Source organism: Bradyrhizobium sp. WSM4873 (assembly GCF_055811355.1).
This window is the reverse complement of the sequence record NZ_JBVVPS010000003.1, coordinates 246,994-263,672: the sequence shown is the minus strand read 5'-3', so window position 1 is coordinate 263,672 and position 16,679 is coordinate 246,994. Positions and strand designations below refer to the sequence as shown.

General features: G+C 63.3%; 17 protein-coding genes. 3 read left to right on the top strand and 14 right to left on the bottom strand.

The window, feature by feature from the left end; translation table 11 throughout:
- Nucleotides 1-111: 111 nt before the first annotated feature.
- Together AC0L21_RS07930 and AC0L21_RS07925 are read right to left on the bottom strand one after the other, a co-directional pair.
- Nucleotides 112-816: an L-2-amino-thiazoline-4-carboxylic acid hydrolase gene (locus AC0L21_RS07930; protein ID WP_473259911.1), complete on the bottom strand. Its 705-nt coding sequence runs from the start codon at nt 814-816 to the stop codon at nt 112-114.
- A gap of 42 nt (nt 817-858) precedes the next feature.
- Nucleotides 859-1,251 carry a RidA family protein gene (locus AC0L21_RS07925; protein WP_473259909.1) on the bottom strand — a complete coding sequence of 131 codons (393 nt, stop codon included), beginning with the start codon at nt 1,249-1,251 and terminating at the stop codon, nt 859-861.
- 127 nt (nt 1,252-1,378) lie between these two features.
- Between AC0L21_RS07925 and AC0L21_RS07920 the strand changes: the two genes are divergently transcribed.
- The 3 genes from AC0L21_RS07920 to AC0L21_RS07910 all read left to right on the top strand — a co-directional run bounded on the left by AC0L21_RS07920 (nt 1,379) and on the right by AC0L21_RS07910 (nt 4,664).
- Nucleotides 1,379-2,005, top strand: coding sequence for a LysR family transcriptional regulator (locus AC0L21_RS07920; RefSeq protein WP_473259907.1), 627 nt, complete (start codon nt 1,379-1,381; stop codon nt 2,003-2,005).
- A 69-nt stretch (nt 2,006-2,074) separates the two neighbouring features.
- Nucleotides 2,075-3,064, top strand: coding sequence for an alpha/beta hydrolase family protein (locus AC0L21_RS07915; RefSeq protein WP_473259905.1), 990 nt, complete (start codon nt 2,075-2,077; stop codon nt 3,062-3,064).
- Between the two features lie 340 nt (nt 3,065-3,404).
- Nucleotides 3,405-4,664, top strand: a complete 1,260-nt coding sequence (locus AC0L21_RS07910; RefSeq protein ID WP_473259903.1) for a lipoprotein-releasing ABC transporter permease subunit — start codon at nt 3,405-3,407, stop codon at nt 4,662-4,664.
- An 87-nt stretch (nt 4,665-4,751) separates the two neighbouring features.
- On the opposite strand, the gene AC0L21_RS07905 is transcribed toward AC0L21_RS07910, so the two are convergent.
- From AC0L21_RS07905 to nuoN, 12 genes are all read right to left on the bottom strand, one after another.
- On the bottom strand, nt 4,752-5,804 hold the full coding sequence (locus AC0L21_RS07905; RefSeq protein ID WP_473259901.1) for an ABC transporter ATP-binding protein: 1,053 nt from the start codon (nt 5,802-5,804) through the stop codon (nt 4,752-4,754).
- On the bottom strand, nt 5,797-6,777 hold the full coding sequence (locus AC0L21_RS07900; protein ID WP_473259899.1) for an ABC transporter ATP-binding protein: 981 nt from the start codon (nt 6,775-6,777) through the stop codon (nt 5,797-5,799). Before AC0L21_RS07900 ends, AC0L21_RS07905 begins: the two co-directional genes overlap by 8 nt.
- Nucleotides 6,774-7,595, bottom strand: coding sequence for an ABC transporter permease (locus AC0L21_RS07895; RefSeq protein WP_027518234.1), 822 nt, complete (start codon nt 7,593-7,595; stop codon nt 6,774-6,776). Before AC0L21_RS07895 ends, AC0L21_RS07900 begins: the two co-directional genes overlap by 4 nt.
- The gene (locus tag AC0L21_RS07890) at nt 7,592-8,515 is read right to left on the bottom strand and encodes an ABC transporter permease (protein ID WP_473260110.1); all 924 of its coding nucleotides are present in this window, start codon (nt 8,513-8,515) and stop codon (nt 7,592-7,594) included. Before AC0L21_RS07890 ends, AC0L21_RS07895 begins: the two co-directional genes overlap by 4 nt.
- A gap of 60 nt (nt 8,516-8,575) precedes the next feature.
- Nucleotides 8,576-10,165: an ABC transporter substrate-binding protein gene (locus AC0L21_RS07885; RefSeq protein ID WP_473259896.1), complete on the bottom strand. Its 1,590-nt coding sequence runs from the start codon at nt 10,163-10,165 to the stop codon at nt 8,576-8,578.
- Nucleotides 10,166-10,298: 133 nt separating this feature from the next.
- Nucleotides 10,299-11,582 carry an S-methyl-5-thioribose kinase gene (gene mtnK / locus AC0L21_RS07880; protein ID WP_473259893.1) on the bottom strand — a complete coding sequence of 428 codons (1,284 nt, stop codon included), beginning with the start codon at nt 11,580-11,582 and terminating at the stop codon, nt 10,299-10,301.
- A 90-nt stretch (nt 11,583-11,672) separates the two neighbouring features.
- A complete protein-coding gene (locus AC0L21_RS07875) occupies nt 11,673-12,020 on the bottom strand; it encodes a hypothetical protein (protein WP_275171304.1) in 348 nt (115 codons plus the stop codon).
- A gap of 29 nt (nt 12,021-12,049) precedes the next feature.
- Entirely contained in the window at nt 12,050-12,325 is a 276-nt protein-coding gene (locus tag AC0L21_RS07870; protein WP_473259891.1) for a DUF1467 family protein, read from the bottom strand.
- A 9-nt stretch (nt 12,326-12,334) separates the two neighbouring features.
- Nucleotides 12,335-12,739, bottom strand: a complete 405-nt coding sequence (gene mce, locus AC0L21_RS07865; protein WP_106944962.1) for a methylmalonyl-CoA epimerase — start codon at nt 12,737-12,739, stop codon at nt 12,335-12,337.
- 13 nt (nt 12,740-12,752) lie between these two features.
- Nucleotides 12,753-14,423: a ribonuclease J gene (locus tag AC0L21_RS07860; protein WP_473259886.1), complete on the bottom strand. Its 1,671-nt coding sequence runs from the start codon at nt 14,421-14,423 to the stop codon at nt 12,753-12,755.
- Nucleotides 14,423-15,229: a biotin--[acetyl-CoA-carboxylase] ligase gene (locus AC0L21_RS07855; RefSeq protein ID WP_473259884.1), complete on the bottom strand. Its 807-nt coding sequence runs from the start codon at nt 15,227-15,229 to the stop codon at nt 14,423-14,425. The genes AC0L21_RS07860 and AC0L21_RS07855 overlap by 1 nt, the downstream gene beginning before the upstream one ends.
- Nucleotide 15,230: 1 nt before the next feature.
- Nucleotides 15,231-16,667, bottom strand: coding sequence for an NADH-quinone oxidoreductase subunit NuoN (gene nuoN, locus AC0L21_RS07850; RefSeq protein WP_007603562.1), 1,437 nt, complete (start codon nt 16,665-16,667; stop codon nt 15,231-15,233).
- Between the last annotated feature and the right edge of the window lie 12 nt (nt 16,668-16,679).

Sequence of the window (16,679 nt, the reverse complement as noted above, 5' to 3'; positions counted from 1 at the left end):
CCGGACAGCGCCCCAAATTCCGTCATTGCGAGCGCAGCGAAGCAATCCAGACTGCCGCCGCGGAAAGATTCTGCAATCCATCACCTCGATCGCGGAGGATGAGAACGCGGCCTAACTCGCCGCTTTCTCATCCGACCCAAGCCGCGAGAACCGGAAGTTACAATGGCTCGCACCGCCCGCGAGCGTCTGTGTCCTCTCCAGGCGGATGCCGCGCGCCGCGTAGGCGACGAAATCGAGCCCGCAAATATTCGGCAGGATGTCCTTGTCTCCATGGCGCGCCGCGCGTTTGCAGAAGCCGCAAGCCTTGTAGTTGATACCGAATTCAAAACTGTCACCCGTATCGGGCTCGACGAAATCATAGATGAAGTCTTCCGGAAATTCGGTCTGATGGCTTTCGGTCATGCTTCTCGCCGCCTGCTCGCGCAGTAAGGCCTGGTTCTGCGGCGACATGAACTGGCGACCCGCGGCGAGACGTTCCGATTCCGATGCGGTGAGCAATTGCGCCTTGTAGGCTTCCCGCTCGATCTCGCCGATCACAGGCACCGGCACTCCGCGGCGCCGCAGCACCCGACTGATGGCCATGAAACCCATGAGGCGCATGAAGAAATCGCTCATGCGGCTCGCCGCGCCACCGACATAGGGCATCTGGGTGAGCACGATTTCGAATTCGTCGATCACCTCCTGCCTGATCCCATCGATCTCGGAAAGCTGCGCGCGTTCACGCAGCATCGCTTCGGCCAAATCGAGCCGCTCGCGCATGGCGGCCTCCATCGCACCGCGATGCGCTTCGTAGAACGGATGGATGATCTCAGCCATGGGACACCTGATATGATCGGCTCATTGAAAAGTCGGCTTGTTTCATTCGGCGGCGATCGCCTCGATCTCCAGCAGCCATTGGCTGTCGACGATCTCGACGATCACGACCGTCAGCGCGGGCTGGTGTTCGCCCAGCATCGCGCGACGATTGGAGCGGTTGGTCACGAGCTGATTGCGGTCGGTCAGGAACGTGTTGACCTTGACCAGATGCGCGACGCCGAGGCCCGCGGCGGCGAGCACCTCGATCAAATTGCGCCAGGCCTGCTCGCATTGCGCCTCAAAACCTTCGGGCACGGTGCCGTCGGATCTCTGGGGCACCTGGCCGCTGATGAACAACAGGCGGCGATGCTGCGTCACTTCAAGTCCCATGCAGTAGCCGCCGGCGGGAGCATGGACCGTTGCGGGATTGTGGCTGACGATGTGAGCTGGCGGCATGGGGTTTCTCCGGATTACGGATCGACCGTATCCGGCGCCACCGCCGCTTCGCAAAGCATCATTGCTGCGGCTCAGCGCAAGAAAATCTATTGCAAGGCCATGGCCCATCAGTGTCAAAATGAGCGCGATGACCTACGCCCTTCCCCCACTCAACGCGCTCCGCGCGTTCGAAGCCGCCGCGCGGCATCTCAGCTTCAAGCTCGCCGCGCACGAGCTGCACGTGACGCCGGCCGCCGTGGGGCAGCAGGTGAAGGCACTGGAGGCGCGCCTCGGCGTGCAGCTGTTCGAGCGGTTGCACAAGCAGCTCATCCTCACCACGGCCGGTCAGGCCTATCTGCCCGGGGTCTCCGAAGGCTTTCGCCACATCGCGGAGGCGACCTCGCAATTGAGACCGGCCGGTGCGGTGCTGCTGCAATTGGGCGTCCATGGCAGCTTCGACCTCCGCCGCCTCGATCTAGCTGAGTTTCGCTGCACGCATGCAGAGATCGGCTTGCGGGTGCTGCATCCGGCCGGCCTGCACGAACTGGTCGAGGGCAAGGTCGACCTGCTGATCGCCCGCGGCCATAGCCACCATCCGGGCTATCGCTGCGACCGGATCGATGAGGGATCGGGTTTGGGCGATTGGCTCGTTGCGCCCGAAGGCACCGCGGATTGCCCCGAGATCGTCAGTTTTCGCGATTGGCTGCGCGCGCTGCAGGCTGAGACCGCGCTCGGAAATCGTCGCCCTCGACTGGTCGGTGGCGCCGGGAGCTGAAAATGACCCAAAGGCGACATAATCGCTTGATCCAAATTGTCTTTTTGTGAGGTGAAGCTACCGGGGCAAATGATAGGTCGCGCCAAGCTCGTTCTCGCTATTTGTTTCTTCTTCTTTGGGCTGACCGCGGCGAACGCTGCGGGGGTCAGAAATTTCGACATTCCCGCTGCCGCGGCCGGGCCGGCGATCAGGCTGCTGGTCTGGACACCATGCGCCGAGCCTCCAAAAGAGATGGACGCACGTGGTGCCATTTTCTTCGCCGTACCCGGATGCTCGGTGACTGGCGAAAAGCTTCCTCTTATCGTGATATCGCATGGCAGGAGAGGATGGTTCGGTGGTCACCACGACACGGCCGCGGCGCTGGCCGATGCTGGTTTTGTCGTCGCTGCGCTCAATCATCCCGGTGACACCTGGCGCGATGCCAGCCGTACCGACAGCCTTTCCGTGCTCGTCGAACGCCCCGCGGATATCAAGCGACTGATCGACTACATGCTCGAAAGCTGGCCCGATGCATCGCGCATCGACGCCCGGCATATTGGCCTCTACGGCTTCTCGTTTGGCGGCTATACGGGTCTCGCCGTTATCGGCGGCAATCCAGAATTACGAAATGGCTTGTCCAATTGCGCGACATCGAGCCTGTTGGCTTGCAAGCAGCTTGAAAGCGGCGAGGTGCCGGGCCAACCGATCACACCTGACCCCCGCGTCAAAGCCGCAGTAATTGCCGATCCTTATCCGGCTTTTGTTTTCTCCGAGGAGAACCTCAAGAAAATAGCGATACCGGTGCAACTATGGAGTTCCGATCCGGCGCAAAATGCTGACGGACTCTCCGGATGCTGTGCTTCAACGATCAAACAACGGCTCCCGGCGCCGGATTATCACTTCGTGGCCAACGCCAAACACTTCTCTTTTCTTGCCACTTGCATCCCGAAGGAGACGCAATCCAACCCTACCGCTTGCACCGATGCGCCGAATTTCGACCGGGTCGATTTTCATCGGAGTTTCCACACCGACGTCGTGGCGTTTTACCGCAAGCACTTCGCTGACGGTGCTGGCCAATAGCGATACCGCTCTAACTGTTCCGTTTATGGCCTGCACCGACAGCACTGAGCCTCGGGAAACGATGTCTCAAGGCGGGGAGCGCGCGGAATTACGCCGACGAGAGGCATTCGGCTAGTCCGCGACGCGGTGTTGGCTCGACTGAGGTGACGGCGCTCGAAATTTTGCGGTGCTGCCGCTTGATGGCGAAGCTAACTGCTACCGTGCGGTCCGGGAACTGGCTCGAAGTCGGGATCAGGCCGCCTGGATGACAGCCCAAACCAGACAACTTAAGCGTGCGCGGCTAGCCAAGCGCGTCGCCATGGGGCAGAATGACGGTCATTACCGGGCATAAGCTGAGATCATGACAGAGCCGCCGACCGCGCCGTTTGCGACCTTCGAATGGATGCTCTCAGCTCGCTATTTGCGGGCGCGCCGCAAGGACGGCTTTATCTCCGTCATCGCCGGATTTTCGTTTCTCGGCATTATGCTTGGCGTTGCCACGCTAATCATTGTCATGGCCGTCATGAACGGCTTTCGCAAAGAGCTCCTAGACAAGATCCTCGGTCTCAACGGTCACATTCTAGTCCAGCCGCTGGAAACACCTCTAACCGACTGGAAGGATATGGCCGAGCGTCTCAGCCTGGTGCCAGGTATCCGCTTGGCCGCGCCTGTTGTCGACGGCACCGCGCTAGCATCGTCTTCCGGTGCATCCGGAGTTCTGGTGCGTGGCATTCGCGCCGACGATCTTAACAAGATTACCTCTATCGCCAACAACATCAAGCAAGGATCGATCGCAGGGTTTGACGAGAACCAGGGGGTCGCCATCGGGCAGCGCCTTGCCGATCAGCTCTCGCTCCATGCCGGTGACGCCATCACGCTCGTTGCGCAGCACGGCGCGGTCACCCCGATGGGGGTTATGCCGCGGATCAAGAAGTATAAAGTCAGAGCCATATTCGAGATCGGTATGTCTGAATATGATGCGAGCATGGTCTTCATGCCAATCGCAGAAGCTCAGTCGTACTTCAACCGCGACAAGGACGTGACTGCGGTCGAGATCTTTACAGCCGATCCCGCTCGCATCGATCAGTTTCGCAAGGCTGTGACGGAAGCAGCCGGGCGGCCAGTCTTCCTGGTGGACTGGCGGCAGCGGAACTCGACCTTCTTCAATGCGCTTCAGGTCGAGCGCAACGTGATGTTTCTGATTCTGACCATGATTGTGCTGGTAGCTGCGTTGAATATCGTATCTGGGCTCATCATGTTGGTGAAGGATAAGGGCAGCGACATAGCGATCCTCAGGACCATGGGTGCTTCACGAGGCTCGATCATGCGGATATTCCTGATTACGGGTGCTTCGATCGGCGTCGTGGGAACGTTGGTCGGGTTCGTCGTTGGGATTCTCGTCTGTCTTAATATCGATTCGATCCGACAGTTTCTATCCTGGCTGACCAGCGCCGACTTGTTCCCGAGAGAACTCTATTTTCTCTCGAAGCTGCCAGCGGAGATTGATTTCGGGGAGACCAGCGCGGTTTTGATCATGGCGCTAACCCTGTCGCTTCTCGCAACGCTCTACCCATCGTGGCACGCCGCCCGGCTCGATCCCGTGGAAGCGCTTAGGCGGTGAGATCGACAATTGTTGTGGTCCCATGATGCCGAACCTAATTCCATCATGGCGTCGATCGCGCGTCTGGGAAGCGCGGATGGCTCCATCCTAAAGATATCCGCTTTTGCTCGATGCTAACGCCGCCTGCCCCGCAATCTCCTCGCTCCGCCAGCACCTCACCGCGTGCCCGTCCGCCCGCGTCTCCAGCGCCGGCCCCGGCTCGCTCCGACACACGGCCTCTGCATACCGGCATCGCGGGCTGAACGCGCATCCGTTCGGCGGATTGAGCGGATTGGGAAGATCGCCGCCTGTCGTCGCCAGCGGTGCATGACGCAAGGGATCGGGGATGGCGGCAATCAGGGCCTGGGTGTAGGGGTGCGCGGGCCGTTCAAAAATCTCTCGCCAATGGCCGTTCTCGACGATGCGGCCGAGATACATCACGGCGACCTTGTCGCTCATGTGTTCGACGACGCCGAGATCGTGGCTGATCATGATGTAGGAAAGACCGAGCGTTTCCTTCAATTCCAGCAGCAGATTGATGATCTGGGCGCGGATCGAGACGTCGAGCGCCGAGACAGGTTCGTCGCAAATGACGATCTTGGGGTTGAGGATCAGCGCACGCGCGATGCCGATGCGCTGGCGCTGGCCGCCCGAGAATTCATGCGGGTAGCGGTCGGCCTGCTCCGGCCGCAGGCCCACATGCCGCAGCATCTTCGCGACGCGGTCCTCGATCTCGCTCTTGGCCGTGACACCATGCACACGCAGGGGATCTTCCAGCGTGCGGCGAACGGTCTGGCGCGGATTGAGCGAGGCGTAGGGATCCTGAAACACGATCTGCACGATGCGGGCCAGCGCCTTTCGATCGCCGGATGGCCGGTTCGTCACGACCTGTCCGTCCAGCACGATGCGGCCGCGCGTCGGCGTCACGAGGCCAAGGATCGACAACGCGACAGTCGACTTGCCGGAGCCGGACTCGCCGACGAGGCCGAGGCATTCGCCGCGCTTCAGGGTGAGATCGACACCGTCGACGGCACGGAGCAGCCGCCGGTTGCGGCCGAGCAAGCCGCCTCCGAGCGGAAAATGGACCGCGAGATCCCTGACGCTGAGAATGACATCGTCGTCCGGCCGTGTCTCACCCAGCCTGTCTTGCGGCTCATGCATGGTGGTGACACCTGACCAGACCGCCGGCCTCCAACAAATCCGCTCCCGGCGCGGTGGTCCGGCAAATATCGGTCGCCTGCGCGCAACGCGGATTGAACCGGCAGCCGTTCGGGAAATTCGTGATGGCCGGGACCACACCCGCGATCTCCGTCAGCCGGCTGCGGCCAAGCGCTGCGCGACTGCCGAGCCGCGGCAGCGAGGCGACCAGGCCACGCGTATAGGGGTGCGAGGGTGCCCGGAAAATATCGGCCGAGCCGCGCTCCTCGACGATGCGGCCGGCATACATCACGGCCACGCGGCGACAGACATTGGCGACCAGCCCGAGATCGTGGCTGATCATCAGGATGGCGGTTCCTCGCTCGGCGCATAAATTCCGCATCAGCTCGATGATTTCGGCTTGCACGGTGACGTCGAGTGCCGTGGTCGGCTCATCGGCGATCAGGAGATCCGGACCGCAGGCGAGCGCGATGGCGATCATCACGCGCTGGCGCATGCCGCCGGACAGCTGGTGCGGGTAATCCTTCACGCGCCGCTCCGGCGCGGGAACGCGGACGCTCGCCAGCGCCTCGACCGCCAGTCTGTCGGCTTCGCGCCAGCTCTTGCCCTTGTGCAGCACGAACATCTCGGCAATCTGCCGGCCCACGGGCGAGACCGGGTTCAGCGCCGTCATCGGCTCCTGGAAGATCATGGCGATGCGATTGCCGCGCAGCTCCCGTTGCCTTGCGGCTGAAAGATGCTGGATCTCCCGGCCCTCAAACCGGATGGTGCCGCCGCCGATCGACAATGGCTGCCGCAACAGGCCGATCAGGGCGAGCGCCGTGATGCTCTTGCCGCAGCCGGATTCGCCGACGAGGCCGAACGTTTCGCCGCGATCGATGCGGAATGAAATACCCTCGGCTGCCGCAACGCGTCGCGATCCATCGTCGAGATCGATGCTGAGATTCTCAACCTCGATCAGCGGCGCGCCGGTCATGTCCGCCGGCTCCGCGATTGCGGATCGAGAATGTCGCGCAGGCCGTCGCCGAGCAGATTGAGGCCGAGCACTGTGAGAAAGATCGCGAGGCCGGGAAACACCGAGAGCCACGGCGCCGTGGTGATCTGATCGCGGGCATCCGACAACATGCTGCCCCAGCTCGGAAACGGCGGCCGGACGCCGAGGCCGAGGAACGACAACGCGGCTTCGGACAAGACCGCGCTGCCCATGCCGAGCGTGCCGATGACGACGATCGGCCCCAGCATGTTCGGCAGCAGCTGCGTGATCATGATGCGCAAATCGCCGTAGCCGAGCACGGTCGCGGCCTGCACATAGCCCTGGCTCCTCAGCGACAGCGCCGAGGCTCGCGCGATCCGGCACGTGAAGGACCAGTTGGTCAAGCCGAGTGCGATCAGCAGGCTGGTCAGGCCGGGGCCGAGCACCGCCATGATGGCCAACGCGAAGATCAGCGAGGGGATCGCGAGCATGAGATTGGTCAGACCGTTGACGACATCGTCCCACCAGCCGCCCCAATAGCCGGCGCTCAGGCCCAGCGCCACCCCGATGACGCTGTTGATGAGCTGCGAGACGATGCCGACCGTCAGCGAAACCCGCGCGCCGTAGACGACGCGGGAGTAGATGTCGCGGCCCTGGTCGTCGGTACCGAACCACCAGGTCCAGCTCGGAGGCTCTTCCGCGTTGAGCAGATTGGCGTCCAGGACGGGATCGGTATGCGCCAGCCAGGGCGCGAGCAGGCCGACCAGGATCGCAAGCGCGAACAGTGCGCCGCCGATGACGAGATTGGCGCGCAGCTTCATGCGTATCTGATCCTGGGATCGATCACGCCGTAGAGCACGTCGATCAGCAGATTGATCGCGAGAAAGGACAGCACCACGACGAGAATGGAGCCCTGGACGGCCGGAATGTCGCGCTGCAGGACACTGTCGACCAGCAGCGAGCCGATGCCCGGCCAGGAATACAGTTTCTCGACCACGACCGCCTGCCCCATCAGCGCGCCGAACTGCAGGCCGACGGTGGTGAGTATGATGACAAGCGCGTTGCGCATCACATGCCACTTCACGACCCTTGTCTCGCTCATGCCCTTGGAGCGCGCGGTGCGAACGAAATCCGCGGTCATGATCTCGAGGACGGCGGCGCGTGTGGTCCGGGCGAACAGCGCCATCGGCGAGACGCCGAGCGTCACGGCCGGAAGGATCAAATATTTCAGGCCGCCATCGCCATAGCCGAAACTCGGCAGCCAGCCGAGCTTCAACGCAAACAGATACATCAGCACCAGCCCGAGCCAGAATTTCGCGATCGAAAGGCCTGATACCGCGACGACCATGGCCAGCGTGTCGACGATGCCGCCCGGCTTCAGCGCGGCGATGAAACCCAGGGGAACGCCGATCACGACGGAAAACGCCATGGCGGCGAAGATGAGCTGGAGCGTCGGCCAGATCCGTTTGGCGATCATGAACGTCACAGGCTCGCGCGTCCGGAACGACGTCCCGAAATCGCCGGTTGCAAGCTTGGCGATGTAGATGCCGAAGCGGACATAGACGGGATCGTCGAGGCCAAGCTGCTTCTTCATGCGCAGCTCGACCTGCGGATCGGCATCGTCGCTCATGGACGAGACGATGCTGCCGGGAACGACGCTGAACAGCACGAACACCAGAGCCACCACGGCGAGCACGGTCGGAATGATCTGCAGGACGCGGCGGAACAGGAAGGAGAGCATCGGCACTTTTCCTCTCTCCCTCCGTCGTTCATGGCGACGGAGGGAGCGCGAGAGCGTGTGTCACTTCGCGGGCGAGGTCTCGTCGACCCAGAGGTCTTCGACGTTCTGATGGGTCAGTTCCGTCGCGTTCAGCTGAATCCCCTTGAGCCACGGCTGCACCGCCATGACCGCCTTGTTGTAGTTGAAGAACCAGACCGGCGCCTCTTCGTAGAGCAGCGCATTGGCCTTTTGCAGCAGCTGGGTGCGCTTCGCAGCGTCATCGGACTGCCCGGCCTCGTCGACCAGCTTGTCGAACTCGGCATTCTTGAAGTTCATGTAGTTGCAGGCGGGTTGCGGCGTCGCCGAGTGGAAGCATTTGAGGGCGGCCTGCGGATCCGGGCCGCTCGCCTGCGAGTAGATGAAGGCCTGGTAGTCGCCGCTGCGAACCACCTCCGCCAGCACCGCGGTCTCGACCTGCTTGACCTTCGCCTTGATGCCGACCCTGTCCAGCATCGGGATCACGGCCGAGACGATCGGCAAACCCCAGCTCTCGTTCTGGCTGGTGGTCCATTCGAATTCGAAGCCTGAGGGATAGCCGGCGTCGGCGAGCAGCTGCTTGGCCTTGGCGGGATCGAAGGCGTAGGGCTTCATGGCCTTGTCGTAGGCGGGAGAGGTCAGCGGCAGCCAGCTGGTCGCGCGATAGGCCTTGCCCTTGACCAGCTTGTTGATGATCAGGTCGGTGTCGATCGCGTAGTTGATCGCCTGCCGGACCCGCTTGTCGGCGAACGGCTTGAACGTTGGATTCATCCCCATGTAGCGGGTGAAGACCTCGGCGACTTCGACGACGGTGCCCTTGAGATCGGCGTCGTTCTGATAAGCGACATATTGCGCCGGTCCCAGCACCGAGGTGTCGATCTCCTTGTTGCGGAAGGCGACATCGCGGGCCGCGGCCTCGCCCATCACCGACACGATGATCTTGTCAGCGTAGGGCTTGCCGGGCTTGTAGAAGCGGTCCCAGCGTTCCAGGACGATGCGCGATCCCGGCACGTGCTCGACGAATTTGAAGGGGCCAAGACCGATCGGCTTCTGGAGAAAGCTCTCCTTGGCGGCTTCGTCGGCGGGATAGATCGATGTGATCGCGTTCCAGAAATAGAAGCCCGGATCGACTTTCTCGGTCAGCTTCATCTCGATCGTAAAGTCGTCGATTTTCTTGAGGCCGGAGATCTCCTTGGCCTGGCCCTTCTCGACCGCGGCAGCGCCCTCGATCACGCGGACATAGCGCGCGCCGGGATAGGCCTTGGTGCCGTCCATGATGCGGTTGTAGGTCCAGATGACGTCGTCGGCCGTCATCTTGCGGCCATTGTGGAAATAGGCGTCGTCGCGCAGCTTGAAGGTGTGAACGAGGCCGCCGCCCGAGACGACGTCCTCCTTGGCGAGCTCCAGAACCGGCTTGCCTTCCGCGGAATTCCAGATGTAGAGCGACCGGTGCAGGGCCTTGGCGTAGATCTCGTCCTGGGCGCGCTGCGTCGTAAGAATGTCCAGGCTGGTGAAACTCGAGCCATAGGGCGCGGTCATGCGGATGGTTCCGCCCTTGCGCGGGGTCTGGGCCTCTGCTGAGGCGGCGAGTGCCAGTGCCAAACCCGCGACGATCGCCACTATCCTGAACATCATGGTCCCTCCGACAACGCAAGCCGTGCTCTGGTCCGAGAGTTGACCATCCACGGCAGGTCGAGCGCAAGCGCCTTGACGGGGTTGACGTATGCGAGCGTCGCGCGCGGGGCCCGCCGATTTGTGAGGAAGCCCGCTAGAACTCCGGCGGCCAGTCGCGCAATTTTCGCGCTGCGGCGGTGACATCCGCGATGGCCGGAAACGCCCCCGTCTCCAGCATCATCGTCCTTGCCAGCCTCACGGCCCTTGCTTCGCTGATCGCGCGCCGGCGCGGACCCTCGATCAGCTCGAAATCGATATTGTGGGCGAGACCGAAGATACGGCGGATGGTTTTTGCCGCGGCGAAGCCGACCGTGTCCGCGAACAGCCGCTGCATGTAGGCCTGCCGCTCGGCCTCCAGCCGTGCCGCGCCTGTCTCGCCGGCGAAGAGCGAGGCGGGATAGGCATCGCCTGCGGCGCCGGCGCGCCAGAGCTCGAGGAACTTGCGCGCGAACGCGTTCCAGACCTGTTCGACCGTTTCCAGCACCCAATGCTCGAACGCCGTCCGTTCGCCCGGCGAGCGTTCGTGACCGGCGGAAGCAAAGTAAGCCATCAGCAGGTTGGCCAGCACGGCACCGACATCGAAACCCATCGGGCCATAGAATGCGAATTCGGGGTCGATCACTCGCGTCTGGCCGTCCGTGACCATGATCGAGCCGGTGTGCAGGTCGCCGTGAAGCAGCGCCTCGGGGCTTGCCATGAACTTCAGCTTCAGCCGGGAGATCGCGACATGCAGATCCATGTCCTCGCGCAGCTCTGCGGCGAGCGCATCGAGATATGGCGCGGTCCAGCGGTTCTGCTCGGCGATGCGGTAGGGATCGGTGAAGATCAGATCCTCGGTGATCTTGCACAGCGCATGGTTGCCGGCGAAGGCGGCGATGCCCTGCTTCTTCTCGGCCGCCGACAACGCGAGGTCGGAGGTGAAGAACAATGTCCGCGCCATGAAGGTGGTGATGTCATCGACAAAGCGCGGATATCGCGCCCCCGCAACCATCCCCTTGCGCATGATGATATGGGGCTCGAGCAGCTCCATCACCGTCAGCGCCAGGGCATCGTTATGATGCAGCAGCGCCGGCACGAGGCCGGGCGCGAGCTCGGCCTGCCGCGACAAAGCGAGATATTCGTAATGAGCCCGGGACAGCGGCAGCGGCCAGCTCTCGCCGACGAGGCGGACATAGGGCAGCGCCTGCTTGACGGCGACGCCGCCACGGCCGCCCTTGACGATGAAAACGAGATTGAGATTGCCGTCGCCGACTTCGGTGATCGACCAGGAGGCCGGCTCGCCACCGAGCGTCGCTGCGAGGTCCGCCACGCCTGCGAGATAGTCCCGCAACGCCGCCTCATGCAGAATCCGATAATCCCCTGCCCGGTCTCCGGTCATGACGATCCCATCCCATTGTTATTTGAGCATGATCTTGTCGGAAAACCGCTTCACACTTTTCCGGATCATGCTCCTGTATGGGCCGGATCGTTACTCCCGCTCCAGGAAGCTCGAGCCGATCTCGGCCTTTCTTTTGATCGGATCGTAATCACAATAGACGCTGTCCGCCACCAGCGTGTAGCTGGCGCTGACGGTGTATTTGTCTGTCTTGACCGAGTTCAGGCCGATCACCGAAGTGCTCTTGCCGCCGTTCCATTTGAACGGTGTCGAGCTCTTGGCCTGCTCGCAGGCGATGACGGCCTCGTTGAAGACGTAGCCCTCGACGAACGCCTTCAGGGTGCGCACCTGCACGGCCATCTTCCACTCGAAATAGCCGATGGCACCGAGGCCCGCGACGATCAGCACCAGAAGCGCGACGACGATCCGCTGAAAAGTCATTGGTCCCCCAACAAAGCCAACCAAAATTCTTAGAACGGCATGCCCATCAATTTCGACAGGCGTTCGATCGAGAGATAGCCGGCGTGATAGGCGACCATGGCGATGGCGTAGATGATCGCCGAGATGATCGTGGTCCAGATCAGCTTGCTCCTCATTCGCGTCAGGATCGGCGCGCCGGGGTCGCTGCCCGGCACTCCGACGCCGTCCTCGTGCTGGCTGCGCACGCCGAACGGCAGCGTCAGGAACAGCGCGACCCACCAGATGACGAAGTAGATCGCGATTGCGGTTGAGATCTGGATGGCCATGGCTTCGGCCTATGCCTGCTCGATTTCGACCAGCGCGCCGGAAAAATCCTTCGGGTGCAGGAACAGCACCGGCTTGCCGTGGGCGCCGATCTTCGGCACGCCGTCGCCGAGCACCCTTGCGCCCTCCTTCACCAGCGTGTCGCGCGAGGCGATGATGTCGACCACCTCGTAGCAGACGTGGTGGATGCCGCCGTCGGCGTTGCGGTCGAGGAACTTTGCGATCGGCGAGGCCTCGCCGAGCGGTTCGATGAACTCGATCTTGGTGTTGGGCAGCGTCGCGAACACGGTGGTGACGCCATGCTCGGGCAGCGCGACGGCCTCCGAGATCTGGGCCCCGAATGCGGCGCCATAGATCCTGGCGGCCTTGACGGCGTCCTTGGTCGCGATCGCGACATGGTTGAGCCGGCCCAGCATGTTTCTTCTCCCGTTACACTGTCAGGACGTGTACCAGACAGGCGGGCTTTTTACCCCAATGTTCGTTGATCACCGAACGGACAGCGCGTCGCACCGACTCGGCCAGCGCATCCGGGTCGCGACGGCGCGCCTTCGGCAGGCCTTCGACGGTGGAAACCACGGCGTCGAAGACGATGTCGTCGAAGGGCTCGCCCGCTTTGTTCTTCTCGGGGATACCGACGAGTTCGACTGCGGGATCGTCGGCAAGCTCGCCCTGCTCCGTCATGGCGATGGCGACAAAGGCGCAGCCGGAGAAGGCCATCCGGCGCCGCTCGACCACCGCGCGGGACTTGGAGTCCTCCAGAATCGTGCCGTCCTTGTAGAGACGGCCCGCAGGCACCTGCCCAATGATGCCGGGATCGCCCGGGCCGAGCTTGACGAGATCGCCGTTGCGGCAGACCAGCACGCGCGGCACGCCGGCGGCACGCGCGAGCTTGGCGTGCTCGTTGAGGTGCAGGGCCTCGCCATGGACGGGGATCAGGAGCTGCGGCCTGGTCCAGGCGATCATGTCGCGCAATTCGTCGCGTCGGGGGTGGCCGGAGACATGGACCAGCTGGTCGCGGTCGGTGATGACCTCCACGCCCTGCAGAACCAGACCGTTGATAATGGCGCCGACCGCCTTCTCGTTGCCGGGAATGGTGCGCGAAGAGAAGATCACGCTGTCGCCGCGGTTGAGCGTGATCTCGGGATGGTCGTCATTGGCGATGCGCGCCAGCGCGGCCCGCGGCTCGCCCTGGCTGCCGGTGCAGAGCGCCAGCACCTTGTCCTGCGGCAGATGACCATAGACCTCGGCGGAGCGGAAACTCTGCACGCCGTCGAGATAGCCGGTCTCGCGCGCGACCTGCACCACGCGTTCCATGGCACGGCCGACCACGACGACCTCACGGTCGGCGGCCTTCGCGGCGATCGCGACGGCCTTGAGGCGCGCGACATTGGAGGCAAAGGTCGTGACCGCGACACGGCCCTTGGCAGCCTTGACGAGCTCGGTGATGGATCTGGCAACCTCGGCTTCCGAGGGTGAGCGGCCGTCGCGCACGGCATTGGTGGAATCGCCGATCAAGGCGAGCAGGCCCGCATCGCCGAGCTCCCGCAGCCGCTTTTCGTCGGTCGGGCGGCCGATGATCGGGGTCGGATCGATCTTCCAGTCGCCGGTGTGCAGCACCGTGCCGATCTCGGTGTGTATCGCCAGCGCGTGCGACTCCGGAATCGAATGCGCGACCGGAATGAACTCGACGTTGAACGGGCCGATATCGACGCGCCCGCCCGACGGCACCACCGTCACCGGGATCTTGGGCGCATTGCGCTCGGCGGCGCATTTGGCCTCGAACAGCGCGGCGCTGAACTGGGTCGCGTAGATCGGACATTTCAGCTTCGGCCACAGGTCGATGATGGCGCCGAAATGGTCCTCATGGGCGTGGGTCAGCACCAGCCCCATCAGGTTCTTGCGTTCCTTCTCCAGGAAGCTGATGTCGGGCATGATCAGGTCGATGCCCGGCAGATGCTCCTCGTCGCCGAAGGAGACGCCGAGATCGATCGCCAGCCAGGCACGCTGCTGGCGGTTGCCGAGGCCGTAGATCGACAAATTCATGCCGATCTCGCCGACCCCGCCGAGCGGGGCAAATACCAGTTCTTCAGGCTTCGCCATCACGCAGCTCCCACGGAGGCGGCCGTGCCGAAGAACACCTCGCCGGCGGCCACCGGCACGCGCCGGCCCTCCGCGGTGCGGACGATCAGGCAGCCGGTGTCGTCGATCGTGTCAAAAATGCCTTCCAGCGTCATCACTCCCGTGTGGATCGCGACCCGCTCGCCGAGGCCGGCGGCGCGCTCCAGCCACAATTTGCGAATGTCGGCAAAGCCGCGGCCATTGTCCCAGATACCGCGGAATTCCACCCAGGCGTCCGAGAGCGCCGAGAACAACTCCTCCGCGCTGATCTGGACGCCGAGCGCGGCCAGTGACACCGCCGGCGTGGGCGTACCCTCGGGCGCGGCGACGACGTTGGTGCCGATGCCGACAACGATGGCAAGACGCTCGCCGATGGCTTCGGCCTCCAGGCCGATGCCGACCAGCTTCTTGCCGCCGGCCAGCACGTCGTTCGGCCATTTCAGGGTGTAGCGGGGACGGCCCTCGCCGAGGCGCAGTGCAGCCTCCAGGCTGACCTTCTCCAGGGCGGCCTCCTCGGCCAGCCCGGCCGCAAAGCCGATCGTCGCGGCGACGGAAGGGGCGACGTCGAGAACTTCGAGGACGCTGGCTGCAAGGTTACCCTTCGGTGCGATCCAGGCGCGTTGGCGGCGGCCACGGCCGGCGGTCTGCTCCGACGTCACGAACCACATCGGGCCGCGTTCGCCGCGCCTCGCGTGCTCAATCGCCTCGGTATTGGTCGAGCCGGTCCGTTCGAAAGCTGCGAGCTTGTAGCCCGCCGATGCCGCACGAGGACCGAGCGCGAATGCCATCCTAGAACAGCGACTTGGCGGCGGCGGAAGCGACGCTCACCACCGGGCCCGCGAACAGGGCGAAGAGAATGTTGAACAGGCCCGCGACCGCCAGCACCGTCTTGACTTCGACGCGTACCGGATCGACCTGCCCGGCCGGCTCGTCGAAATACATGGTCTTGACGATGCTGAGATAGTAGTAGGCGCCGACCACGCTGGTCAGCACGCCGATCACGGCGAGCGTGAACAAATTCGCCTTGATGGCGGCGACGAAGACGTACCATTTGGCGAAGAAGCCGGCGAGCGGCGGGATGCCGGCAAGCGAGAACAGCAGCATCGCGAACATGAAGGCGAGCAGCGGATTGGTGCGCGAGAGACCCGCGAAATCGCTGATCTGCTCGACCGGCTGGCCGTTGCGCTTCATCGCCAGGATGATGGCGAAGGAGCCCAGCGTCATCGCGACATAGATCACGATATACATCAAGACGCCCTGCGCGCCCTCGACCGTGCCCGCCGCGAGCCCGACCAGGGCAAAGCCCATATGGCCGATCGAGGAATAGGCCATCAGGCGCTTGATGTTGCTCTGGCCGATCGCAGCGAACGAACCAAGCGCCATCGAGGCGATCGACACGAACACCAGGATCTGCTGCCACTGCGAGACGATGCCCGGGAATGCGGTCAGCGTAACGCGGGTGAAGACCGCGAGCGCGGCCACTTTCGGCGCCGAAGCGAAGAAGGCTGTCACGGGCGTCGGTGCGCCCTCGTAGACGTCAGGCGTCCACATGTGGAACGGCACGGCCGAGACCTTGAAGCAGAGGCCGGCCAGCAGGAACACGAGACCGAACACCAGGCCGACATTCGAGATCGTCGCGGCCGCCGCGATGCCGGTGAAGGCGACCGTGCCGGTGAAGCCGTAGATCAGCGAGGAGCCGTAGAGCAGCATGCCCGAGGACAACGCGCCGAGCACGAAGTACTTCAGGCCGGCTTCGGTCGACTTGGCGTTGTCGCGGTTGGAGGCCGCCACGACGTAGAGCGCCAGCGACATCAATTCGAGGCCGAGATAGAGCGAGATCAGATCGCCGGCCGAGATCAGCACCATCATGCCGAGCGTCGAGAGCAGCACCAGGATCGCATATTCGAAGATGCGGCGCGATGGATCCGACAGGAACTCGGTCGACAGCACCAGCGTCACCGCCGAGCCGATCAGGGCCAGGATCTTCATGAAGCGGGCAAAATCATCGACGATGAAGCTGCCGCCGAAGGTCACGTGCTTGCCCGCGGGCAACATGTATTCGAGCACGCCGACCACGATCAGGAGCAGCACCGCGAGCGTCGTGACCGTCTTGGTGGTCTCCTGCCCGCGATAGGCGCCGAGCATCAGGAGTGCCATGGCTCCGACCGCGAGCACGAGCTCGGGCAGCACCGGCGCCAGTTGATAACCTGCAGTCTCAAAGCTCATGGCGATATCCTG